General features: G+C 31.8%; 25 protein-coding genes. 14 read left to right on the forward strand and 11 right to left on the reverse strand.

Annotated elements, in window-relative coordinates; translation table 11 throughout:
* The 3 genes from ACKVOD_RS01200 to ychF all read right to left on the reverse strand — a co-directional run.
* Nucleotides 1-1,430 (reverse strand): ATP-binding protein (locus ACKVOD_RS01200; RefSeq protein ID WP_409207656.1); only part of this gene is annotated, 1,430 nt, incomplete at its 3' end.
* Between the two features lie 4 nt (nucleotides 1,431-1,434).
* Nucleotides 1,435-2,577 carry an FIST signal transduction protein gene (locus tag ACKVOD_RS01205; protein ID WP_409207657.1) on the reverse strand — a complete coding sequence of 381 codons (1,143 nt, stop codon included), beginning with the start codon at nucleotides 2,575-2,577 and terminating at the stop codon, nucleotides 1,435-1,437.
* A gap of 109 nt (nucleotides 2,578-2,686) precedes the next feature.
* The gene (ychF, locus tag ACKVOD_RS01210; protein WP_409207658.1) at nucleotides 2,687-3,781 is read right to left on the reverse strand and encodes a redox-regulated ATPase YchF; all 1,095 of its coding nucleotides are present in this window, start codon (nucleotides 3,779-3,781) and stop codon (nucleotides 2,687-2,689) included.
* Nucleotides 3,782-3,867: 86 nt separating this feature from the next.
* Between ychF and ACKVOD_RS01215 the strand changes: the two genes are divergently transcribed.
* Both ACKVOD_RS01215 and ACKVOD_RS01220 read left to right on the forward strand, forming a co-directional pair.
* Nucleotides 3,868-4,083, forward strand: a complete 216-nt coding sequence (locus ACKVOD_RS01215; protein ID WP_409207659.1) for a T9SS type A sorting domain-containing protein — start codon at nucleotides 3,868-3,870, stop codon at nucleotides 4,081-4,083.
* Nucleotides 4,084-4,478: 395 nt separating this feature from the next.
* Nucleotides 4,479-6,968: a TonB-dependent receptor plug domain-containing protein gene (locus ACKVOD_RS01220; RefSeq protein ID WP_409207660.1), complete on the forward strand. Its 2,490-nt coding sequence runs from the start codon at nucleotides 4,479-4,481 to the stop codon at nucleotides 6,966-6,968.
* 79 nt (nucleotides 6,969-7,047) lie between these two features.
* Here ACKVOD_RS01220 and ACKVOD_RS01225 read toward each other — a convergent pair whose 3' ends face one another.
* Entirely contained in the window at nucleotides 7,048-7,398 is a 351-nt protein-coding gene (locus ACKVOD_RS01225) for a 4Fe-4S dicluster domain-containing protein (RefSeq protein ID WP_409207661.1), read from the reverse strand.
* A gap of 134 nt (nucleotides 7,399-7,532) precedes the next feature.
* On the opposite strand from ACKVOD_RS01225, the gene ACKVOD_RS01230 reads away from it, so the two are divergent.
* From ACKVOD_RS01230 to ACKVOD_RS01265, 8 genes are all read left to right on the forward strand, one after another.
* Nucleotides 7,533-8,591 (forward strand): acyl-CoA reductase, encoded by a 1,059-nt coding sequence (locus ACKVOD_RS01230; RefSeq protein ID WP_409207662.1) that lies wholly within the window; start codon nucleotides 7,533-7,535, stop codon nucleotides 8,589-8,591.
* A 94-nt stretch (nucleotides 8,592-8,685) separates the two neighbouring features.
* On the forward strand, nucleotides 8,686-9,756 hold the full coding sequence (gene serC, locus ACKVOD_RS01235) for a 3-phosphoserine/phosphohydroxythreonine transaminase (RefSeq protein WP_409207663.1): 1,071 nt from the start codon (nucleotides 8,686-8,688) through the stop codon (nucleotides 9,754-9,756).
* A gap of 73 nt (nucleotides 9,757-9,829) precedes the next feature.
* Nucleotides 9,830-10,780 (forward strand): D-2-hydroxyacid dehydrogenase, encoded by a 951-nt coding sequence (locus ACKVOD_RS01240; protein ID WP_409207664.1) that lies wholly within the window; start codon nucleotides 9,830-9,832, stop codon nucleotides 10,778-10,780.
* A gap of 408 nt (nucleotides 10,781-11,188) precedes the next feature.
* A complete protein-coding gene (locus ACKVOD_RS01245) occupies nucleotides 11,189-11,401 on the forward strand; it encodes a hypothetical protein (RefSeq protein ID WP_409207665.1) in 213 nt (70 codons plus the stop codon).
* Nucleotides 11,402-11,535: 134 nt separating this feature from the next.
* Nucleotides 11,536-11,970, forward strand: a complete 435-nt coding sequence (locus ACKVOD_RS01250; RefSeq protein ID WP_409207666.1) for a DUF6146 family protein — start codon at nucleotides 11,536-11,538, stop codon at nucleotides 11,968-11,970.
* Between the two features lie 31 nt (nucleotides 11,971-12,001).
* Nucleotides 12,002-12,310, forward strand: a complete 309-nt coding sequence (locus ACKVOD_RS01255; protein ID WP_409207667.1) for a DUF6787 family protein — start codon at nucleotides 12,002-12,004, stop codon at nucleotides 12,308-12,310.
* A gap of 92 nt (nucleotides 12,311-12,402) precedes the next feature.
* Nucleotides 12,403-13,083, forward strand: a complete 681-nt coding sequence (locus ACKVOD_RS01260; protein WP_409207668.1) for an ABC transporter ATP-binding protein — start codon at nucleotides 12,403-12,405, stop codon at nucleotides 13,081-13,083.
* 65 nt (nucleotides 13,084-13,148) lie between these two features.
* Complete coding sequence (locus tag ACKVOD_RS01265) at nucleotides 13,149-13,952, forward strand: TIGR02757 family protein (protein WP_409207669.1); 804 nt, start codon at nucleotides 13,149-13,151, stop codon at nucleotides 13,950-13,952.
* Nucleotides 13,953-14,387: 435 nt separating this feature from the next.
* Here the strand turns inward: ACKVOD_RS01265 and ACKVOD_RS01270 are convergent, their stop codons facing one another.
* A complete protein-coding gene (locus ACKVOD_RS01270; protein ID WP_409207670.1) occupies nucleotides 14,388-15,848 on the reverse strand; it encodes an aminoacyl-histidine dipeptidase in 1,461 nt (486 codons plus the stop codon).
* Between the two features lie 167 nt (nucleotides 15,849-16,015).
* On the opposite strand from ACKVOD_RS01270, the gene ACKVOD_RS01275 reads away from it, so the two are divergent.
* Nucleotides 16,016-17,080 carry a DUF3810 domain-containing protein gene (locus ACKVOD_RS01275; protein ID WP_409207671.1) on the forward strand — a complete coding sequence of 355 codons (1,065 nt, stop codon included), beginning with the start codon at nucleotides 16,016-16,018 and terminating at the stop codon, nucleotides 17,078-17,080.
* A 311-nt stretch (nucleotides 17,081-17,391) separates the two neighbouring features.
* Here ACKVOD_RS01275 and ACKVOD_RS01280 read toward each other — a convergent pair whose 3' ends face one another.
* Nucleotides 17,392-18,696, reverse strand: a complete 1,305-nt coding sequence (locus tag ACKVOD_RS01280) for an NAD(P)/FAD-dependent oxidoreductase (protein WP_409207672.1) — start codon at nucleotides 18,694-18,696, stop codon at nucleotides 17,392-17,394.
* A 319-nt stretch (nucleotides 18,697-19,015) separates the two neighbouring features.
* Between ACKVOD_RS01280 and ACKVOD_RS01285 the strand changes: the two genes are divergently transcribed.
* Nucleotides 19,016-19,510, forward strand: coding sequence for an RNA polymerase sigma factor (locus tag ACKVOD_RS01285; RefSeq protein WP_409207673.1), 495 nt, complete (start codon nucleotides 19,016-19,018; stop codon nucleotides 19,508-19,510).
* A gap of 6 nt (nucleotides 19,511-19,516) precedes the next feature.
* Entirely contained in the window at nucleotides 19,517-20,140 is a 624-nt protein-coding gene (locus tag ACKVOD_RS01290) for a hypothetical protein (RefSeq protein ID WP_409207674.1), read from the forward strand.
* 26 nt (nucleotides 20,141-20,166) lie between these two features.
* Here ACKVOD_RS01290 and ACKVOD_RS01295 read toward each other — a convergent pair whose 3' ends face one another.
* Both ACKVOD_RS01295 and ACKVOD_RS01300 read right to left on the reverse strand, forming a co-directional pair.
* Nucleotides 20,167-20,976 carry a lysophospholipid acyltransferase family protein gene (locus tag ACKVOD_RS01295; RefSeq protein ID WP_409207675.1) on the reverse strand — a complete coding sequence of 270 codons (810 nt, stop codon included), beginning with the start codon at nucleotides 20,974-20,976 and terminating at the stop codon, nucleotides 20,167-20,169.
* Between the two features lie 57 nt (nucleotides 20,977-21,033).
* The gene (locus ACKVOD_RS01300) at nucleotides 21,034-21,675 is read right to left on the reverse strand and encodes an NUDIX hydrolase (protein ID WP_409207676.1); all 642 of its coding nucleotides are present in this window, start codon (nucleotides 21,673-21,675) and stop codon (nucleotides 21,034-21,036) included.
* A gap of 55 nt (nucleotides 21,676-21,730) precedes the next feature.
* On the opposite strand from ACKVOD_RS01300, the gene ACKVOD_RS01305 reads away from it, so the two are divergent.
* Nucleotides 21,731-22,162 (forward strand): DUF4268 domain-containing protein, encoded by a 432-nt coding sequence (locus ACKVOD_RS01305; RefSeq protein ID WP_409207677.1) that lies wholly within the window; start codon nucleotides 21,731-21,733, stop codon nucleotides 22,160-22,162.
* On the opposite strand, the gene ACKVOD_RS01310 is transcribed toward ACKVOD_RS01305, so the two are convergent.
* From ACKVOD_RS01310 to ACKVOD_RS01320, 3 genes are all read right to left on the reverse strand, one after another.
* Nucleotides 22,159-22,392, reverse strand: coding sequence for a DUF3820 family protein (locus ACKVOD_RS01310; RefSeq protein WP_409207678.1), 234 nt, complete (start codon nucleotides 22,390-22,392; stop codon nucleotides 22,159-22,161). The two genes, ACKVOD_RS01305 and ACKVOD_RS01310, sit on opposite strands and share 4 nt — an antisense overlap.
* A gap of 120 nt (nucleotides 22,393-22,512) precedes the next feature.
* Nucleotides 22,513-22,914, reverse strand: coding sequence for an OsmC family protein (locus ACKVOD_RS01315; RefSeq protein ID WP_409207679.1), 402 nt, complete (start codon nucleotides 22,912-22,914; stop codon nucleotides 22,513-22,515).
* Entirely contained in the window at nucleotides 22,914-24,122 is a 1,209-nt protein-coding gene (locus ACKVOD_RS01320; protein ID WP_409207680.1) for an ABC transporter substrate-binding protein, read from the reverse strand. Before ACKVOD_RS01320 ends, ACKVOD_RS01315 begins: the two co-directional genes overlap by 1 nt.
* Nucleotides 24,123-24,197: the final 75 nt, after the last annotated feature.

Here is a 24,197-nt window from a genome sequence, read left to right on the forward strand (position 1 = left end):
GCTTTTTCGAGATAGCCATAAGAAGCAGAAGCGGTTAGAGCAATTATCGGAATTGCTGTATCCTTGCCTCTGATGATAGAAGTAGCTTCGTATCCGTCCATAATTGGCATAGCCAAATCCATCAAGATAACATCGTATTTATCGACCTTGAATTTTTGGGTAGCCAACAATCCATTGAGAGCAATATCTACTTTTACATTCCAATGCGATAATATTTTTTCAGCTACTTTTACGTTAATCAAGTTGTCTTCAACGAGTAAAACATGCATTCCTTCTAAATTTTCCTCTTTATAATCGTGGTATAAAACATTATTATTCAAATCGGAACTATTGGTGAAATAAGGAACTTCTAGCACAAAACTGAAAGTAGAACCCACTCCTATTTCACTTTGTAAATTAATTTCTGAATTTAATAATTGCAATAATTTTTTTGAAATGATAAGTCCTAACCCAGTACCTCCAAATTTTCTGGTAGTACTCTTTTCAGCTTGTTCAAATTGCTGAAAAATTTGTTCAAATTTTTCTCTTTCAATTCCGATTCCATTATCAATAACCTGAACAACAAACTTAGAAATATCATTAGTTTTTTCTATTTGATGCACTTTTACTTGTACCAAACCATTTTTGGTAAACTTGATAGCGTTTGAAACTAAATTGGTTATAATTTGTCCAAGTCTAAGTGGATCACTGATAATATTTGAAGTGAAATCTTTATCAATATTAATTTCAATTATATTTGAATTCTCTTGCGATTTTACTTCTAATGATTTTCCGATTTGTGTTACCAATTCATGAAAGTCGAATGGAATATGTTCGATGTCAATTTTTCCAGCTTCAATTTTATTAAAATCAAGAATGTCATTTATCAGAAGGTAAAGATTTTGAGCTGAGTGTTTTAACACATCTATATTCTCTTCAAAACTGGCAAAAGAATTTTCTTTTTCCATGATGTAAATCAAACCAATAATAGCATTTAATGGCGTTCTGATTTCATGGCTCATAACGGAAAGAAAATCTGATTTGGCGTTGTTTGCTTTTTCAGCATTCTCTTTAGCCAAAAATAATTGATCCTCAAATTCTTTTTTTGAATCAATCTCCTTATTCAAAATAGTTATTAAATCAATCAAGCTGTCATCCCTTTCGAGTTTTATTTCACCATCACTTAGTTGTTTGATGGCAAAAATTAATTCATCGTGTATTTTTCTATTCTGTTCTAACTCCTCTTTAATTTTCGAATTAATTTGAAAATATTCTTTGTCATTTAATCGAGAAGACAGCTCCGATAGCTCGGCATCACGATCAAAACTCAAATAGGATAAATTAACGGCTTTGATAAACTGCTGCAAATCTGGATTATTTTGCAACAAATCTTGAGGCAAAAATTTCGCTATTTGACGTTTTAGTTGTCTATGAATATTTTCGTTTTCCATATAATTATGATTCAAAAATGGTCGTTAGTGTCATTGTTTGATTGTACAATTCACAGGCCACTTTATTTAGATTTGGAGATATTTCGCCGTATGAATAAAAACCACAAACTAATATTTTATCTCCAAAAACTTCTTTTACCGCTTCAATTTCTTCCTCAATTCTATTGCCTAAAACAATCTTTCTACCCACACAACTCACCAAAAAAGCCAATTCTGGTTGATGAATTTGATTTGTATGAATTGCTTCCGCAGCTTGATAGGAAGCGTCAATTAATTTATCAATGTTTCCTTTCATAAATCGAACTGTAGATCCAGTTGGAATATTTCCAGCAAAAGTCATTGATTTTTTTTCTTCATCTATAGATAAAATGGTTCTTACAATCGGTTCAGAATCTTGATTTTCTTTCATTGATAAAGGAAAATACAAAGAAGAACCGGGCAATTCATCGGCATATTTCCCAAGATATTCTTTATAAATTTCCAAGGCTGATCGATTTCCTATTTTATACAAAACATTTTTGTCGGAATGGGTTACTTCCCGCTCAGGACCAAAATCACTCCAACCGCCTTCAGAACCAAAACCAAAATGCAAAGCATCTCCATAAAAACCTATGGCTACAATTTTACCTGGAGAAGCATCACGATTTAAACCTACCACTGTTTTTTCGAAGTTGTATTCATCACCAGCTAATCCTCCAAATATTGGAACTAATTTTTTTGTTTGAAAAATCAATTCATTGATGAGTTCAGTACCGTTTATAAAACTTCCTTCAGAAATAATTAAAATTGATTTTAAATCATCACTCAAAAGTTCTCCTTTAATTTTATTACCAAGTTCTTTAATATCAGGATTTAATAAAATATCTATTTCAGTAACTTTTATTGACGATTTTTCAAACTGAATCGATGTTGCTACTAAACTATTCTCTACTAAATTGGTGTTTAATATTTGACCCGATGTTGAGCAAATCACAATTTGAGCATTGGGATATAATGCTCTTAATTTTTTATACGGCGATAAAGATTCTAGAAAAGTACGTTCTCCAAAAGCTAGAACTAAATTAGATTTTTGTGAATTAAAATTGTCGGTTGAATAAAGAACTGTTTCTAAATTATCTTTATCAACAATCACTTGCTGTAGCTTCATAATGATCATATTTAATTATTATAAAGTAACGAAATTGTTTTTAAAAAAACAAAAAAAACCTACAATTAATAATTATAGGCGTTTTTTAATTTTATATGATTAATTTTTCTTACACGTTAAACCTAAAATGCATTACATCACCATCTTTAACTATGTATTCTTTACCTTCTACCTTGAATTTTCCAGCTTCTTTACATTTAACTTCAGAACCATATTGAACGAAATCTTCATACCCAATTACCTCAGCACGAATAAATCCTTTTTCAAAATCAGTATGAATAACTCCTGCCGCCTGAGGCGCAGTAGCTCCAATATTGATCGTCCAAGCACGAACTTCCTTAACTCCTGCCGTAAAATATGTTTGTTGTTTTAATAATTTATACGCGGCACGAATCAAAACCGATGCTCCTGGCTCACTCAAACCCATATCCTCCAAAAAAACTTGGCGTTCTTCGTAACTTTCTAATTCGGTAATATCGGCTTCTGCTCCTACCGAAAGTATAATCACTTCGGCGTCCTCATCTTTTACTAATTCGCGAACTTGATCTACATATTTATTTCCACTCACTGCTGAAATTTCATCTACATTACAAACATACAAAACGGGTTTTGAAGTTATTAATTGGAAGCTTTCCATCAATTCTTCTTCTTCATATCCTTTTGGGATAACTGTTCTTGCCGATTTAGCTTGAAGCAATGTTTCTCTAATTCGGTTTAACAATCCTTCTTCGAGTTGGGCTTCTTTATTGCCAGTTTTAGCAGCTCGTTTTACTTTTTCCAAACGTTTTTCAACCGTTTCTAAATCTTTTAATTGTAATTCAATATCTATAGTTTCTTTATCTCGAATTGGATTCACATTGCCATCAACATGCACAATATTATCGTTATCAAAACAACGCAAAACGTGTATAATTGCATTACATTCTCTAATGTTTCCTAAAAATTGATTTCCTAAACCCTCCCCTTTACTGGCTCCTTTTACTAATCCAGCAATATCAACAATATCTACTGTTGCCATTTGAACACGCTCAGGATTTACCAATTCTTCTAATTTTTCAATTCTGGGATCAGGCACATTAACGACACCAATATTAGGTTCAATGGTGCAAAACGGAAAGTTCGCACTTTGCGCTTTGGCATTAGATAAACAATTAAATAAGGTTGATTTTCCAACATTGGGTAATCCTACAATTCCTGCTTTCATTATAGTTTGATTTTTTAAAGTGTGCAAATATAGCTTTTATATCTATTATTTAAAATTTCAGAAATTATTGAATTTCAAAAGTTAATTTGTATCCAAATCCTGTATCAAACCAATTGATAATAGAAGCCAAAGAAGAAATTCAAAAAATCACTATTTATAATCTATTAGGAAAAGATGTATTAGCAAAAAAACAAGTAAATAAAACGACTACAATACAAACTAGCGGACTTCAAAAAGGAGTTTATATTGTTAAAATGACTATCAATGGAAAAGAATCCATTTCAAAATTTATTAAAAAATAATCAAAACAATAAGTTAACCCGTTAGGTGTAATTCAATTTTTATGATTTTTTTTACCACATAGAAACATAGATTCTGAAAATTTTGAAAGTCGTTCCACTTAATTCGAGAAAAACATAGCTATTTGGAACCAAGAATTGGTCTATCAAACTCTTTATTCTATGAATCTATGTGGTTAAATTTTTTATTTAGTCAATAATTATTTTTTTTTATTAATTACACTCAATGGGTTAAGTTAATAAATATAAAAAAAGCCTTTTTTAGCTTTTTAATAAAAATGAAGAAATAATTCTTCCGAGGCTGTCAAATATTTTAAATTTATGTTAAATTGCAGACAATTGAAAAAATTTACTAAATCAATTTACTAAATCAATTTACTAACCAATTCACTCAAATTATGAAAAAAATTACATTATTAATGCTAATTCTAAATGTTTCGTATGTTGTAGCACAAGAAGTACCAAGCACAACCAAAGAAGCTGAAATTAAAGGACAAGAACTAAAAGATGTTGTAATCGTTGGTTCTAGAAACACCAAAAGAACGGTGGTTAATTCGGCTGTTCCAATTGATATTATAGATGTAAAAGCAGTAACAACACAAAGCGGAAAATTAGAAATTAATGAACTCCTTCAATATGTTGCTCCTTCATTTAATGCTAATAAACAATCTGGTTCTGATGGTGCCGATCACGTAGATCCAGCATCATTAAGAGGAATGGGACCTGATCAAACATTAGTATTAATCAACGGAAAAAGAAGACATCAATCTTCATTAATCAATTTGTTTGGAACTCGTGGTAGAGGAAATACAGGAACCGATTTGAACGCCATTCCTGCAGCTTCGATAAAACGGATAGAAATATTAAGAGATGGCGCTGCAGCACAATATGGATCTGATGCTATTGCTGGAGTTATAAATATTGTACTCAATGATAATGTTAACGAACTGACTGGTGCGATTACTTTTGGAGCCTATAATACAGATGCTCAAGGTGATTTTCCAGAAGGAACCACCAATACAAAATGGAATTATTTAGACAAAGATGGAAATGGGAATACCACTCGTAAAGCGCCAAATTTAGACGGACTTTCAACCAAAATATCAGCAAATTATGGTGTTAAACTAGGTCAAAAAGGTGGATTTGTAAACTTTACTACCGAATTATTAAATAAAGAAAAAACATTGCGTCCAGGATTTGATTTTAGAAAAGGATTTGGCGAGGCCGAAATTACCAGTTCAAATGTCATGGCCAATTTATCACTTCCTATTACAGATAAAATCGATTTTTATGCTTTTGGAGGAAGAAATCACCGTGATACTGATGCCTATGCTTTTACAAGAAATGGTGGCGCAAGAGTGGTAGAAGATATTTATCCTGGGGGATATACACCTAGAATTACATCGGTTATTGTTGACAACTCAATTGTTGCAGGTTTTAAAACTAAAACTGCAAATGGATGGAAAATTGATTTGAGCAATGCTTTTGGTAAAAATATTTTTGACTACACCATCAAAGGAACTCTAAATGCTTCGTTAGAAGCCGCTTCGCCAACAGAATTTGATGCGGGTGGTCATAGCTTAAGTCAAAACACAACCAATTTAGATTTTTCTAAAAACTACACTGACGTTTTAGAAGGTATGAATTTAGCCTTTGGTGGCGAATATCGTACTGAAAATTTTGAGATTTTTGCAGGAGAAACAGGATCGTATGCAACTTATGATATTAATGGTAACCCAATTACCAACCCACTAACTCAATTTGCTCCAATTGATGATATTTCTGGAGATCCAAGACCCGGAGGATCACAAGGTTTTCCAGGTTACAGTACAAAAAACGAAGTTGATGAATGTCGTTCTAGTTTTGCTGCCTATTTAGATACTGAGTTTGATATTACAAAAGAATTACTTCTCAGTGGGGCGGTTCGTTTTGAAAATTACAACGATTTTGGTAGTACATTAAATGGAAAAATTGCTTCAAGATTCAAACTTACTGAGAATGTCAATTTAAGAGGTTCTTTCAGTACTGGATTTAGAGCGCCATCTTTAGCTCAAATTTATTACAACACCAGTTTTACTAATTTTAGTAGTTCTGGAGCTTCGGAAGTTTTATTGTCAGCTAATAACAGTCCTGTTACCAAAGCATTTGGTATAGGCGAATTAAACGAAGAAAAAGCATTAAATGGATCTTTGGGATTTACCATAAAAGAAGGCGCATTTACCGCTACTATTGATGGGTATTGGGTAAAAGTGAAAGACAGAATCGTTTTGACAGGTTATTTTGATGCATCAACAAAAGGTTTGGGTGTTGATAATGCTCAATTTTTCACTAATGGTGTTGATACTGAAACTAAAGGAGTTGATTTTGTTTTAGCTTGGAGAAAAAAGATTGGAGAATCAAATTTTGGAGCTTCGTTAGTAGGAAACTTTAACGAAATGAAAATCTTAAAAGTAAATAACAAAGATTTAGATGAGCAAACCTTTTTTGGAGAAAGAGACAAAGCGTTTTTATTAGCTTCAGCGCCTGCCAGTAAATATGGCTTAAACTTTAATTACAGTAAAAAAAGGTTTGATGCCGGTGTAGCTTTTACAAGATATAGTGAAGTTAAATTATTAGACTATCAGGCGTATGAAGATGATGCCGATTATGGTTCTTTTGAAAACAAAATAGCAGCCGCAACCGACACTTACACTTCAAAAATTGTAACCGATTTAACTATGGGCTATAAACTATCGAATAACGTTAAATTAAGCCTTGGGGCCAATAACTTATTCAATATTTATCCAGACCAACAGGATGACTGGGTTGAAGCAGGAGGATATTGGGATGCCGTTCAAATGGGTTTCAACGGAGCTTATTACTATGCTAGATTAGGATTTAATTTCTAATCAAGTATTTCTACAAAAACAAAAAAATCCTGTTCGCCGTGGCGAACAGGATTTTTTTATACCAAAAGGCAATTTTCATCTATTCATTATGCAAGAAAGCTTGTCTGTTCAATAAAGTTTCTTCAGTTTCTACATGATTATCATCTGGAATACAACAGTCAACAGGGCAAACCGCAGCACATTGTGGCTCATCATGAAATCCTTTACACTCTGTACATTTTCCTGGAACAATATAATAAACTTCATCAGAAATTGGTGTTTGAGCTTCATCAGCATCTACTTCTTCTCCTGAAGGCAAAATTATTTTACCTTTTACTTTGGTTCCGTCTTTATATCTCCAATCATCTGCACCTTCATAAATTGCTGTATTTGGACATTCTGGTTCACAAGCCCCACAATTAATGCATTCGTCTGTTATTATAATTGCCATTTTTATTAGTCTTAATGTCGAATATCGAATGTCGAATGTCAATTATTTTTGACTTTATGACATTTGACTATCGACGTAATTATGATTACTTTTGTGCAAAATTACAATCAAAACTCTTCATATACAAATTACTTATGACACAAAACGATAAAAAAAAATGTTTTATTGAATTAGGAATGTTTTTAAGTCAATTTTCTGAGGAAGGAAATGTTGAAAAACCGAATGTTTTGAATAATAATTTATTCTTTGATGATTTTGCAAATTTAATACTGCTCTCCCAATCACATAACGGATGGTACACTCCTGAAAACATTTATTTTTCGATTCAATCGTGGGCAAATGCATTAACCGAAGAAAATATAAATCAATGGCTTAACCCCTATAATCTTCAAGAAAATAATCCTAAAAATATAGGACTCATTTTAGCTGGAAACATTCCCTTAGTTGGATTTCACGATTTTTTATCGGTGTTAATCACTGGAAATAGTGTTTTGATAAAAACCTCCTCAAACGATCAACATTTATTGCCATTTTTGGCAAAATATAGTATTGCAATCGAACCCAAATTGGCAAAAAAAATCACATTCGTTGAAGGTAAATTGCAGAATTTTGATGCCATTATTGCAACAGGAAGTGATAATACAGCGCGCTATTTTGAGTATTACTTCAAAGACAAACCCAGCATCATTAGAAAAAATAGAAATTCGGTGGCAGTCTTGAACGGGAATGAAACTTCAGACCAATTGAAGGCCTTAGGTGAAGATATATTTCGATATTTTGGTTTAGGGTGTCGAAATGTCTCAAAACTTTTTGTTCCGAAAAACTATTCGTTTACTGCTTTTTTTGAAGCTATTTTCGAATACCAAGACGTGATTCAATATGAAAAATACGCCAATAATTATGATTATAACAAGGCTGTTTTTTTGATGAGTAATTTTAAATTATTAGATAATGGTTTTTTGACACTCAAAGAAGATGCTAGCTATTCCTCTCCTATTTCTAGTGTTTTTTATGAATTTTATGAAGATTTGACTGATTTGCAATTAAAACTAACATCAGAACAAGATAAAATTCAATGCATTGTAAGTAATAATCTTATTGAAAACAGTATTGATTTTGGTCAAACTCAAAGACCTAATTTATGGGATTATGCTGACAATGTTGATACTATTGCGTTTTTGTTAACAACATAGTAAAAAAAATATTGAATTATTTCGGATTATATAATGCTTATTCAACTGCTATTTCCGAAATTTGCATTTTTAAAAATTGAATACCATCAAAACTATGAAAATACACAATTACAGCGCAGGACCATCTATATTACCTCAAGAAGTTTTTAAAAAATCTGCAGAAGCTATTTTAGATTTTAATAATTCAGGCTTATCTATTCTAGAAATTTCACACCGAAGCAAAGATTTCGTTGCTGTTATGGACGAAGCTAGAGCTTTGGCAATTGAACTTTTAGGATTAGAAGGCAAAGGATATCAAGCTCTTTTCTTAGCAGGCGGTGCTAGTTTAGAGTTCATAATGGCACCATACAACTTAATGAAAGTAGGCGGTAAAGCGGCATATCTTGATTCAGGAACTTGGGCAAGTGCAGCTATAAAAGAAGCTCAATTTTTTGGAGAAACCGTAATAGTTGCCTCATCAAAAGAATCAAACTACAACCATATTCCAAAAGGATATACTGTTCCTAGTGATGCTGATTATTTTCATTGCACCAGTAACAACACTATTTTTGGAACCCAAATGAAAGAATTTCCAAGTTTGGATATTCCTGTAGTTTGTGATATGAGTTCTGATATATTTTCAAGAGTTTTGGATTTTTCGAAATTTGATATTATTTATGCTGGAGCCCAAAAAAATATGGGTCCTGCAGGAACCACATTAGTAGTAATAAAAGAAGAAATTCTTGGTAAAAACGGACGTGCAATTCCGAGTATGCTTGATTACACAAAACATATCAAAGCAGAAAGTATGTATAACACACCTCCTGTTTTTCCAGTTTATGCAGCTTTACTCACCTTGAAATGGATAAAAGATAAAGGTGGTGTTGCAGCAGTTGAAAAACTAAATATCGCTAAAGCAACATTGTTATATTCAGAAATTGATAGAAACCCATTATTTAAAGGAGCTTCTGTAGTTGAAGATCGTTCTACTATGAATGCAACTTTTTTATTGAATGATGAAGAACACGCTCCTATTTTTGACGCTTTATGGAAAGAAGCTGGAATCTCAGGTTTGCCAGGGCATCGTTCAGTTGGTGGATACAGAGCATCTATGTACAATGCTATGAATATCGAAAGTGTGCAAGTATTGGTTGATGTTATGAAAGCTTTGGAAGGAAAAATATAGATTGCAGGTTGCAGATTGCAGGTTGCAGTTTTGAAATACAAAATACAATTTTACAATATACAAATTATAAAAAATGAAAGTATTAGCCAATGACGGGATTTCAAAAAGTGGAATTCTAGCTTTAGAAAAAGGAGGTTACGAAGTAATAACTACTAAAGTAGCCCAAGAACAAGTTGCCAATTTCGTAAACGAAAACAACGTAAGCGTGGTATTAGTAAGAAGTGCTACCAAAGTTCGTAAAGACATTATTGATGCTTGCCCAGGCTTAAAAATTATAGGTCGCGGTGGTGTAGGTATGGATAACATCGATGTGGACTATGCAAAAAGCAAAGGGATACATGTTATCAATACTCCAGCTTCATCATCAGAATCAGTAGCAGAATTGGTATTTGGACACCTCTTTTCAGGAGTTCGTTTCTTGCACGACTCTAATAGAAATATGCCTTTAGAAGGAGATTCTAACTTTGACGGTTTGAAAAAAGCTTATGCTGATGGCGTGGAACTAAGAGGTAAAACTTTAGGAATCGTTGGTATTGGTCGTATTGGTCAAGCTACTGCAAAAATGGCACTTGGACTAGGAATGAAAGTTATTGCTGCCGATAGTTTTATTCCAACAGTAGATGTAAAAGTAGAATTTTTTGATGGACAATCGATTACTACAACTATAGTATCACAATCTTTAGAATCCTTGTTTCAGGAATCTGATTTTATAACGTTACACGTTCCTGCTCAAGATGGGTATATTATTGGCGAAAAAGAATTAGCCATCATGAAAGACGGTGTTGGAATCGTAAACTGTGCTCGTGGCGGTGTGATTGATGAAATTGCATTAATTGCCGCTTTAGACAGTGGAAAAGTTGCTTTTGCAGGTTTAGACGTTTTTGAAAGTGAACCAAAACCAGAAATGAAAATTTTGATGCATTCAAAAATTTCGTTAACACCACACATTGGTGCTGCAACTGGAGAAGCTCAAGATAGAATTGGTACCGAATTAGCTAGTCAAATTATTAGCATACTAGGATAATATTTCCTCAATTATATTTCTAAGGGTAATTTATTAACATGTTTAATAAATCACCCTTTTTTTGTAAGCTTTGATACTTAATCTAAAAATGTTATTATGTTTGAACAATTAACACAATTAGTACAACAATATGGAAATGATGCTGTTATAAAAAATGATGCCATACCCAATTAACATAACGAAGCTGTAATGAATGAAGCTAGTAGCTCTATTTTTTCGTGACTACAAGACATAGCCTCAAATGGAGTAGCTGAAGAGCTTGCAGAGTTATTACAAGGCAATAATACTGCTAACAGAAATAATCCAATAATAATACAATTAACAGAATAACTCACTAGTTCTTTGGTAGCTAAATTTGGGTTAGATCATGCTGTTAATTAGGGAGTTGCAGGGAATTTAATTCCAAAAGTGTTAAGTTCGTTGATAAAAAAGGCTAAAGACCCTAACGATTCTAGTTTTCAAGTTTCTTATTTAATCAATAACATCGGTGGTAGTGGAAATTCTTCATTAAAGGATGCTGTTTCAAAATATAGTGGCATGATCGGACTAGATCAAGATGGTGATAGAAAAGTGGGAATCGAAGATGCAATGGCAGCTGTAACTAAAAAAGTGGAGGTTTAGGAGTAAAATAAATTTTTGGTAAACAATAATACAATTCTATAAATCAAGTCGGTAACTTTTATTTACCGACTTTTTTATATCCAAAAACTAAATCAAAGCTATGTTTTTGTAACTTTATAATTATGTTTTATTTTATGAAAAATTTCATTTATATAGTAGTGCTTATTTTCATTAGTTTGATAGCTTGCAAAGGTTCAAAAAAGGCTATTACAAGTGATAAAAAACCATTGTTAATCCAAAATGACACCATTAGAATATCAAATGAGGAGCTAAAATATGAAGTTATTATTATTGATATAGGTTTTAACGCTTGGCTTAACTCTAGAGCATTCCCAAGAAATTATCACACACAATCTTTTCTTGAAAACAAAAACCTAATGTATATTAGAGAATGGAACAATCGTGTTTTACAACCTCAACTTTATGACCCAAACTTATATGAAATGAGTATTGATTATGACCCAAATATAAACTATGGATATGAAGTGAATTATTTGATTTATAATTATATGATTTTTTTTCAAAACACCTACAAACAAAATCTTTATGGTTATGTTCCTATTCGATAAAGTTTTACATTTGTAATCATTTGAAATAAAGATGGATTCATTAAAAAAACGTTGGGGAATTACTTCAAATTATCAATTTGTAATTATTTTTATTGTTTTTGCTATAAATGGTTCTTTATCAGCAAAAATATCCAGTTTTGCAATGAATTATTTTGGAGTAAATAATGAAAATACTCATTGGGTTTTCTATTACTTATTTTTATTACTTCTCGTTTTACCGGTTTACCCCTTCATGTTAATATTTTTCGGCTATCTCTTTGGGCAATCAAAATTCTTTTTCCCATTTTCTAAAAAAATGCTAAAAAGTATGGGGCTTGGTTTTATATTCAAAAATTACTAAATAAAGTTTATTATAAATCAGTAGGCAAATAAGCACAGATAATTTCATTAATCATATGAAATCTTTGTTACTTTGTCAAAACAATTCCAAAGATGATTCAAGCAAAAAACTTACATAAATATTATGATCAACTCCATGTATTAAAAGGTGTTGATTTACTTATTAAAAAAGGAGAAATTGTTTCTATAGTAGGGGCTTCTGGAGCAGGAAAAACAACGCTATTGCAAATTCTTGGAACTTTAGACAAACCCAATATTTCTGGGAAATTAAATATAGAATCCACAATTGAATTAAGAATAAATAACCAAGATATTATTTCAATGGATGATAAAACATTGTCAAAATTTAGAAACTTGAATTTAGGTTTTATCTTTCAATTTCATCAATTGTTGCCCGAATTTACAGCATTAGAAAACGTTTGTATCCCTGCATTTATAGCCAAAAAATCAAAAACTGAAACAGAAAAAGAAGCCAAAAAATTATTAGAATATCTAGGACTTTCCCATAGAATACATCATAAACCTAATGAACTTTCGGGTGGCGAACAGCAAAGAGTAGCTGTAGCTAGAGCTTTAATCAATAAACCAGCAATTATTTTTGCCGACGAACCCTCTGGGAATCTTGATACGCATGCAGCCGAAAACTTACACCAATTATTTTTTAAACTTCGCGATGAATTAGGTCAAACATTTATCATAGTAACTCACAACGAAGAATTAGCCGCAATGGCAGATAGAAAATTGGTTATGGTTGATGGAATGATTAGTGACTAAAATGTTTAAAGTTTCAGATATTAAAGTTTCCTTGAAACAACAAACGGCTTTAAACTACTAGCAAAATGAATTTTTTAGAACTCAAATATTTCCTTGACGAAAAAGTTATACAATACAATACAGTTGATTTTATCGAAAGTGATCCTGTACAAATTCCGCATTTGTTTTCTCAAAAGCAAGATATAGAAATTGCTGGTTTTTTGAGTGCAACTATAGCTTGGGGGAATCGCAAAATGATAATCAAGAATGGGTATAGAATGATGAATTTAATGGGAAATTCACCATACGATTTTGTAATGTCTCATTCAGAAAAAGATTTAGAACGACTCGAATCCTTTGTTCATCGTACTTTCAACGGACAAGATTTTGTCTGCTTTATTCTAAGTTTACAACATATTTACAAAAATCACGGTGGATTAGAAGCCGTTTTTGCACGACATCAAGAAAAAGATTCAATGCAAAAAAGCATTTCAGAATTTAAGAAAGTTTTTTTTGAAACGACTCCCAATAAAGATCAGGACGAAAAATTGTTTCAAATCCCGAATCAAAACAGAACTCATAAACACATTTCAGACCCGATGAATGGTTCCGCTGCAAAACGTATAAATATGTACCTGAGATGGATGTGCCGCCAAGATAATAAAGGAGTAGATTTAGGAATTTGGAAAAGTATTTCGCCTTCACTCCTATCCTGCCCGCTTGATGTTCATTCTGGAAATGTTGCCCGAAAACTAGGTTTGCTAACTCGAAAACAAAACGACGAGAAAGCTCTAGTAGAATTAGATTTAAATTTACGAAAATTTGACCCAAATGACCCTGTAAAATATGACTTTGCTTTATTTGGATTGGGGGTTTTTGAGGGTTTTTGAAATAATTTACTAGTGTTTTTTTTTAAGATATTTATAGAAATTGGTTTTGAAACAAAGAAATAACAATTCAAAATTGTTTTAAATTTCTATTTTGAGGTATTTTTAACTTTGATAAAACCTCCAATAAAGAAATTTTAAAATCATTAATTTAATAAAACAACAAAAAAATAATTTGTTCTTTAACTATCAAAAATAAAGTACATTTACCTAAAATAATAATTTTAAGCAAATCATTAAAATATACCTATTATGGCAAAAAGTCAAGACGCTAAGAAAACCGTAAAAAAAGAACCTTTAAAAACCGCCAAGGAAAAGAAGGAAGAGAAAAGAGAAAAGAAAAATAGTCCAAAAAGAGATTAGTTCACAGATAGCAGATAGCAGATTTCAATATTCGTTAGTCAACGAAACTGAAATCTGCTATCTGTGAACTGATTTCTATTTTTCAGGAATATTCTCTAAAATTTCGAGTACAAATTTATAGAACTTTTGAGATGATTTTATGGAAGCTCTTTCATCAGGACTATGAGCACCGCGAATAGTGGGGCCAAACGAAATCATATCCATATCAGGGTAATTTACTCCAAGTATTCCACATTCTAAGCCTGCATGACAAGCAACAACTTTGGCTTTTTCACCATTTTGTTTTTCATAAATTTCAGTCAGAACATCTAATATTTCAGATTTTACATTGGGTGTCCATCCTGGATAAGCACCTGAAAAAACAACTTCACAACCTACTAATTCAAAGGCAGAACGTAAAGAATTTGCTAAATCAAATTTAGATGTTTCAACTGATGATCTAGTTAAACAACCAATTATAATTTCGCCCTCTTTAATGATAACTCGCGCTATATTATTTGAAGTTTCAACAAGATTTTCCATATCGGCTGACATTCTGTAGACACCATTTTGTGCTGCATAAATCGCTCTTATAATTCCTTCCTGAACACCTAAATCCATTACTTTTTTTTGCAAATCAGATTTAACGATTTCTATAATTAAATTAGGTTCTGTAGTTTTAAATTCATCTTTAATATCTCTGATAATTTCTTGCATATCAAAAACAAATGCCTCATCATACATATTAGCTACAACAACTTTTGCAATACTTTCTCTCGGAATAGCATTTCGCAAACTTCCACCATTAATTTCAGACACTTGCAAACCAAAATTCTCAAATGCATCAAATAATAAACGATTCATTATTTTATTGGCATTGCCCAAACCTTTATGAATATCAATACCTGAATGTCCACCATTTAGACCTTTTACCGTAATTGTATAGCCTACAGAATTTTCAGGAGTTTCTTCTTCTGTATAACTTCTAGTTGCTGAAACATCAATTCCTCCAGCACAGCCTATATCAATCTCATCATCTTCTTCAGTATCCATATTCAAAAGTATTTCTCCTTTCAAAACACCTCCTTTTAGGTTCAAGGCACCTGTCATTCCAGTTTCTTCATCAATGGTAAACAAGGCTTCAATAGCTGGATGTGCTATATCTTTACTTTCTAAAATAGCCATAATCATGGCTACTCCTAGCCCATTATCTGCACCTAATGTTGTACCGCGAGCACGTACCCAATCTTCATCGACATACATATCGATTCCTTGTTTATCAAAATCAAAAACAGTATCCCCGTTTTTTTGATGTACCATATCTAAATGCCCTTGAAGCACAATTGGTTTACGAGTTTCCATTCCTGGAGTTGCAGGTTTACGGATAATTACATTTCGAATTTCGTCTTCAAAGGTTTCTAATCCTAGCGAATTTCCAAAGTCTTTCATGAATTGAATAACGCGATCTTCTCTTTTTGAAGGTCTTGGAACCGCATTTAAATCGGCAAATTTATTCCAAAGTGCTTTAGGTTCTAAATTTCTTATTTCTTGACTCATTTTATTTATTTTTCCACCACAGTTTTTACAGATTTTTACATATTTTTTTTAGAAAATTCATAAAAAATGAAGCTTGATTTATAGTTTTATTTTTGACCCAAAGTTACAAAGTTTAATTTCTTTACGAATTGATATTGTGATTATATTTACATTTCAAAATAAAAACTGTGAAACGCAAATACATTCTCCCACTATTTTTAGTATTTCAAATTATTTTTCTGAAAATAATAGTTTTTTTTCCTGAAGTTGTGGAGCGTTTTTACAGCAACGGGTTGTATGTTTTTATTTCTAAAACTTCACGAACTGTATTTGGTAAAATTCCGTTATCGGTTGGAGATCTTCTTTACGGAATTGTGATTATTTACATATTAATTTCTATTTGGAAAACTAGAAGATCTTGGAGGAAGATTTCTTGGAAAGACAGACTATTGAAAATAACTGGTTTTTTATCTGTTCTCTATTTTTTGTTTCATATTCTTTGGGGATTGAATTATTATCGTGTGCCACTTTTTGAGAAAATGAACATTCAACGGGAATATACGGATGCCGATTTAATTGCATTTACCGAAAGGCTAATTGCAAAAACTAACGCAGTTCAACTAGAAATCACGCAACATAAAAACAAGAAAGTTAGTAATCCGTATTCGCAGGATTCGATATTCAGGATGACTCAAAACGGTTATAACAAGTTAGCGCATGAATATCCTTTTTTTGAATACAAAACGCCAAGTATTAAGAAATCACTTTTAAGCTTACCTTTAACTTATATGGGATTTGGCGGATATTTGAATCCGTTTACCAATGAAGCGCAAGTCAATAAAAAGTTGCCTATGTATGGTTTTCCTAATATAGTTTGTCATGAAATGGCGCATCAAATAGGTTATGCCAGCGAAAGCGAATGCAATTTTATAGGTTTCTTGGCTTGTATAAAAAACGAAGATTTGTATTTTAAATATTCGGCTTATGCCAATGCGTTGCGGTATTGTATGGCAAATATTGGTAGAATAGATGAAGTGAAATTTAAACTTTTGAAAACCCAAATAAATCCTGGCATTTTAGCAAACTACGAAGAAAGTGATTTGTTTTGGGAACAATACGATAGCTTTATCGACAAAGGTTTTCATGCTTTTTATGATCAATTTTTGAAAATGAATCAGCAAGAAGACGGTATAGATAGTTACAGTAAGTTTGTGAATTTAATGGTTAATTATTATAAAGGAAAAGATTTTTGATTTTTGATTAACGATTTTTGATTTAAGAAGTGATAAACCACATAAAATATAAAATTTTGCATTTACAATCACCAAATCTTTAATCGTAACTATTCAGCCCTAATAAAAATTTGACACAGATTTCACAGATTTTTTTGTCGAAATTTTTGCGAATTACATGAATTTATTGCTTCACAATCAAAAAACAACACAAATTAGTGTAATTATTACATACATAATCTGTGGAATCTGTGAAATCTGTGTTTTTTTGACATTAAATTATAGCTTTTTAATAGTGGCTGAATAGTTACATTTAATCTTCACTCTGAAATCTATACTTCATCACTTGTAAATGTAACAAAAATTTTCTTTTTAAAAGGACGAATAATCAATCGTCCTTCCCGGTCAAAACGAATGTAATTGTACACCCAATTTAAGAAAACTACGGCTCGGTTTCTGAATCCAATGAGAAAAAATAAATGTACAAACATCCAAACAAACCATGCAAAAACACCACTAAAATGGAATTTATGTAAATCGACCACCGCTTTGTTTCGACCTATAGTTGCCATAGACCCTTTGTCATGGTATTCGAAAGGCTTCATGGGTTGCTTTTTGATTAATTTAATTAAATTTTCGCCTAGTAGTTTGCCTTGTTGCATAGCGGGTTGTGCCATCATAGGGTGCCCCAAAGGATACTCTTCTGATTCCATCATAGCAATATCGCCCATAGCAAAAACGGTATCATAACCTTTTACTTGATTGAACTCGTTTACTCGAATACGTTTTATTTTTTCTATTAATGAATTTCCGTCCAATCCTGCAACTAGAGCCCCTTGTACTCCTGCTGTCCAAATAACTGTGGCAGTATCAAAAGTTAAATCAGAATTTGTGGTTATGGTACGTCCATCATAATTGGTAACTCGGAGGTTTTTCCAAATGGTAACGCCTAATTTTTTAAGAAATTTTTCGGCTTCCTGAGATGATTTTTCACTCATTGAATCCAATATTCGATCACCTGCTTGTATGAGATGTATTCCCATTTTTGCGATGTCTAGATCAGGATAATCTTTTTGTAATATTTCCTTTTTCATTTCGGCAAGTGCACCAGCAAGCTCTACCCCTGTTGGCCCACCACCCACAAGGACAAAATTGATTAAACTATTTTTTTCGGTGTTGTCTTTTGTCAAAACTGCTTGCTCAAAATTTTCGAGAATCAGACTTCGAATATTGAGTGATTGCGGAATGGTTTTCATTGCCATCGCATTGCGTTCGATTTCTTTGTTGCCAAAATAATTGGTTTTAGAACCCGTAGCAATCACGAGATAATCATAACTCAAATCGCCAATTTCGGTAATGACTTTTTTATTTTGAGAATCAATTTCTCTTACAGAAGTTAATCGAAAATAAAAATCATGGTATTCTTGAAAAACTTTTCGAATAGGATAAGCAATGGAACCTGCTTCGAGTCCGCCTGTGGCAACTTGGTACAAAAGCGGTTGAAAAGTGTGGTAATTGTGTTTGTCGAGCAGTACTACTTGAACTTTTTTATTTCTGAGTTGTTTGGCTAATGCAATTCCTGCAAATCCACCACCAATGATGACTATTCTTGGGTTTTTAGATTTTGGAATGTTCATAGTAAAGTGTTGATTTACAAAGGTACGAAGTTAAATGTTTTTGAAACATATAAGGAATTTAAGGAAATATAAGTTTTGAATTTTTAAAAATTAAAACTCCTATTTTCAAGGGAAGTTTATTATAAGAATAAAAGTTATGAAATAGCCCCGATTGCAGCGGCATCCTTTTATAAAGCTTTTAGCCTTTTGAAGGCTGAATGCTTTATAAAAGATATAGCGAAAAGCGGGACGACTGCTGATTGAAATGCAATAGGTTTGTGCTCCTGATTAAAATGACTTTCTTTGTAACAAAATCAATTTTTTGTCCACTAACTTAAATATGAGCGAAAATCTAGAGCAATCTTTTGTGCAGCAATTAAAGACGAATCAGAATATAATCCACAAGATTTGTAGGTTATATACTAATGATGCTGATGCGCATAAAGACTTGTTTCAAGAAATTACAATTCAATTATGGAAGGCTTTCCCAAAGTTTCGTGGCGATAGTAAATTCTCCACTTGGGCTTATCGTGTGGCATTAAATACGGCTATTACCTTATATCGAAAAAGTACCCGAACCGTAAAAACAACTGACTATGAAAAACATTCTTTTTATATTAGTCAAGAGGACTACAATCAAGAAGAAGAAGATCAATTAAAACTAATGTATCAAGCTGTTTTTCAACTCAATGATATAGAAAAAGCCTTAGTTTATATGTATCTCGAAGACAAGGATTATCGAGAAATATCTGAAACATTAGGGATTAGCGAAATAAATGCAAGGGTGAAAATGAATAGAATAAAAGGAAAATTAAAAAAAATAGTAAAACCTTAAAACATTATGAAAGAGTTGGATTTACTTAAAAAAGATTGGCAAAAGAATGAGGATATATATCCCTCTATTCAAGAAGTAGAATTATACAAAATGCTGCATCAAAAATCGTCTTCAATCGTAAAGCGTATATTTATTATTAGTGTTTTGGAAATTTTGCTATGGACCACGATTAGCATTGTTTGGAATACCGATGACTATATAAAAAACATGAGATTTCAATTGTTTTTTGAAATTTTCAATTATTTTAATTATGCAATAACAATCATTTTTATTGTTTTATTTTACAAAAATTATGTTGCCATTTCTACTACAGTTTCTACAAAAAAATTAATGAATTCTATTTTAAAAACACGAAAAACGGTTCAATATTATGTTTTGTATAATCTGATTATTGTTGTTATCAGTATGATTATTGGGTTTTATATTGGTATTGTGAATAATAATAAATCCTTAATTTTAAAAGATGATTTTACTATTAATAACGTAAATATCTTGCTTTTTGTTGCTTTGATTCTAGTTACTATTGGGGTAATATTTGGATTATTTTGGTTGTTTTACAGACTGCTTTACGGAATTTTACTCCGAAAATTATATGCAAATTACAAGGAGTTAAAAAAGATGGAAGAATAAAGAATTTTAAACCCTTTGTACATTTTTTAATACTCCCACTTTCTTAAAGTATTAAGTGCCTCTTGGGCTTCAATCACCTCGGCAGGAATTACTTTTAGAAAAGATGAATGTTGCTCAATAGCATACTCCACTTTTTCGACTATTTCTTCTATAGTTTCGTTATCATAATCTATTACTAGGGGTTCTTTGATTATAAACGATTGCAAAATCCCCTTCTTTTTTGGGCGAAGCCCTTTTTTATCAAACGACCTACGAAAGCCATCAATTACAATTGGCACTACAATTGGCCTATGTTGCTTAATGATATGAGCTGTTCCTTTACGAACCGGTTTAAAAGATTTTGTAGTTCCTTGTGGAAATGTAATTACCCATCCATCGGCTAATGCTATTTTTATGTTTTCTGTATCATTGGGGTTCACCTCTCTTTTTTCGATAACGTCTTTCCCCTTGGAACGCCATGTTCTTTCTACAGTAATGGCTCCAACGTAAGACAGAATTCTTGGTAGTAATCCTGCTTGCATGGTTTCTTTTGCAGCAACATAATAAATATTCATTTTGGGTTGCCAAATATATCCTACGTTTTTTATCGAATCTTGGCGACCGCTCAAACTAGCATTAAAAACATGAAACATAGCAACAACATCGGCAAAATACGTTTGATGATTGGAGATGAATAAAACATTGGTGTCTGGTAAATTCTTAATTATTTCCGAACCTTCAATTTGCATATCATTAAAACCGCGATAGCGCCTGTGGGTTAAAACCGCGAAAATTCGAATTAAAAATTTCTTTATAAAAAGAATATGACCAAACGGATTTCTTCTAAATATTCCCATGAATTGAATTCTATTAATTATTTAAAATTGGATTGCTAATTTACAAAAACTTATATTTCATATTACTATTTTCAATACATCTTTCAACTCACTCAACATCATAGCAGTAGCCCCCCATACAATATGGTCTTTGATTTTAAAAGCTGGTGTATTAATCAATTCGGCATAAGAGGTTTTAATCTCGGTACTAATCACTAACTCATCACTCAGTAGCTCCATCAATGGCAATTCGATAATAGAAACTACTTCTTTTGGATCGGGAATGAATTCAATTTCCTCTTTACAAATTCCCAAAAATGGATAGACCATAAAATTACTTGGAGGAATATACAAATGGGTAAAGGACTTTATAACCTTCATTTTGTCAGGATGAATCCCTATTTCTTCGTGTGTTTCTCGAATAGCTGTGGCTTCAAAATTAGAATCAAAAGATTCATGTTTACCCCCAGGAAATGCAACTTGAGACGAGTGGACTCCGTTGTAGGCATTTCTAACAATAAGCGCTAAATGTGAATCATTATCTTTTGGATAGATTAACATCAGTACTGCAGCAATTTTAGGCTTTAGACTTTCTTTATCTAAATTTTCTAGAAATTGAATTCTTTCTAAGGGAGCCATTTTAAAATGGGCTTCGGTAGCAGGAAGCGAAACAGCAACCAATTTTGGAACAAATTCTAAAAACTCTTGAAAATTCAACATCAAAGCCTATTTTTGCACAAGATACAAATTTACAAACAAAAACAGACCCAAAGAGATGTATAGCAAAGAAGAAACTCAAAAATTAAAACGGGAATTTTGGGTAGCATTTGCTGAAAAATTTCCTAGAAAATGGGTTTTATACGATACTAAAATCAAGGATTTTTCTTTTAAATTTTATGTTGATAATAAAAAAGCACAAGTACTCGTTGACATTGAAAATCGCAATGATGAAAAACGAATTGGTTATTTTGAAAAATTGGAATCTTTAAAAACCATTTTAGAAGAAGAATTTATTAAAGATTTGGTTTTTGAAAAAAACTTTGTTTTAGAAAATGGCAAAACCATCAGCCGGATTTGGGTCGAAAAATCAGGAGTTGGCTTTAGCAATAAAAATCATTGGGATGCTATTTTTAATTTTTACTATGAAAAAATGAATGCCCTTGAGCTATTTTATTTAGAGTATGACGAGGTAATCAAAGATATCTAGATTGGTTTTGGATACTGCTTTTTGATATTTCTAATTAATTCTTCAAGTCCGTTCAATTTCAATTCATAAATAAGTTGCAATTGCTCCCCTAATTCTCCTTTAGGAAAACCTTTATTACTATACCAAACAACATAATATTCTGGTAAATCAATAAGATATCTACCCTCATATTTTCCAAAAGGCATTTTGGTATGAGCTAATTTGATGAGTTTTTTTTGATCTGGATTCAAGGAGAAAAAGTTTAAAAGTATAAGAATTTAAGGGTTTATCAATCTAACTTAAAAACTAAAATTGCAAATCTAATGTGATATTGCTTAAGCCATGGCGGACAAGTCGTTACTTGTAATGACTTACAACCAATTAAAGCTAATTTTCTTCTCAATATCTGGATTTAAACTCAAAAAAACTGGACAGGTCATTGCTGTTCTTTCGAGTATTGTTTTTGTTTTATCGTCAGTAATAATATTCATGTAAAAAACAATTTCGATACTACTAATTCTCCTTGGTTCAGCTTGCATGATTTTGCTAACTGCAGCTGTCGAACCTACGAAATCAACATTCAAATCTCTTGCCTTGATTCCCATTACAGTCATCATACAACTTGCCAAAGCATTGGCTACAGTATCTGTTGGTGAAAAAGCTTCTCCTTTACCGTTATTATCTAATGGCGCATCAGATATGATTTCTGAACCAGATTGCAAATGGATGGATGATGTTCTTAAATCTCCTAGATAAGTTACTTTTGATGTCATTATCTTGCTTCTTTTATTTGAAAATCGGTATCATAATATAATATATATATACCATTATTAATATAACTGCCTACTTCATTTTTATAATATTCAAAACGATTGATTATTTGTTCTGTTGCATATGAATCCGCAGTTTCTTGATATTTGTTATCTTGCGCTAAACGCATCAAGGTATCAAAAGTCAAATCAAAGCCACGATAGGCATAATTTGTGGGTTCAATTTTATTTTTTTTCTTATATTCTTTTACGAAAATTTGAGCGCCATAAGAATCATTTTCACGAGTAATAGAGGGATACATTAAATTTAATTTCGTCAAGTTATCAAAATTAATTTCATCCGTATCTAAGGTTTCGTTAGGTTCTAAAATCACCAATTGCACTTTATAATTGGCCATAGCATTAATCATGGTTTGCATGGTCCATTTAATCATTCCTGTATTACTGGTTTCTAAAACCACGTAGTTTATTTTTCCTTTCACAAATAAACTTTTGAGACTTTCCACCGACAAACTGCCGTTTTCATTGAGGGCAGCAAAGCGTACATTTTTTTGAAATAGTTGCAAATATTGTCTTGCTGATTCTTTTTTCTTATCAACAACTGCTATAATATTGCCTTCTTTTTTAAGCATAAAATCAAACATAGCTGATTTTAAAGTTTCATTAGAAGGTATTGATTTATATAAATTAGGAAAAGGATTTCCTAAATCTTTTGAAAGTGGAGAGATAATTGGAACATTTTGCCCAATTAGCAAATCAGAGGCATTTTCAATATTATTTTGATAAAAAGGACCAATGATAGCATCAGAATCTTGAAGTTCATTTTTAATAATTACATTCAAAACATTAGAAGTAAGTTTTGATTCTTGTGAATCAAAAACAGAAACGTCTACTGGAATACCAATTATTTTTGCAGAATCTATCGCTATCAATGCTCCTGAATAAAAGTCTAATGTCATATTTAGAAATTTATCTTTTTTCAAACGCATCGGTAACGTATTGATGGTGTCAGCATCAATCACAACTAAATTAAAAGGCAGTAAAATTGCTAGTTTTTTTCTTTTACTAAACTCACTATTATTGGTTAACGTAACATAAGGTTTTAATTGGTTAACACTATATTGTTCCTTTACTAGAGCCTTGTCTTGAATTTGTGCAAATAGCGAACTAGCCTCTAGTAGCACTAGAAAATAAAACAAGCTTTTTTTCATCTTATCAATCATTAATTAGGAAATAGTGTAAAATCAATTTTTAAAAAGTCATTAAAAATACAAAAATCAATTTCA

This window comes from Flavobacterium sp., from assembly GCF_046155325.1.
GTDB lineage: Bacteria > Bacteroidota > Bacteroidia > Flavobacteriales > Flavobacteriaceae > Flavobacterium.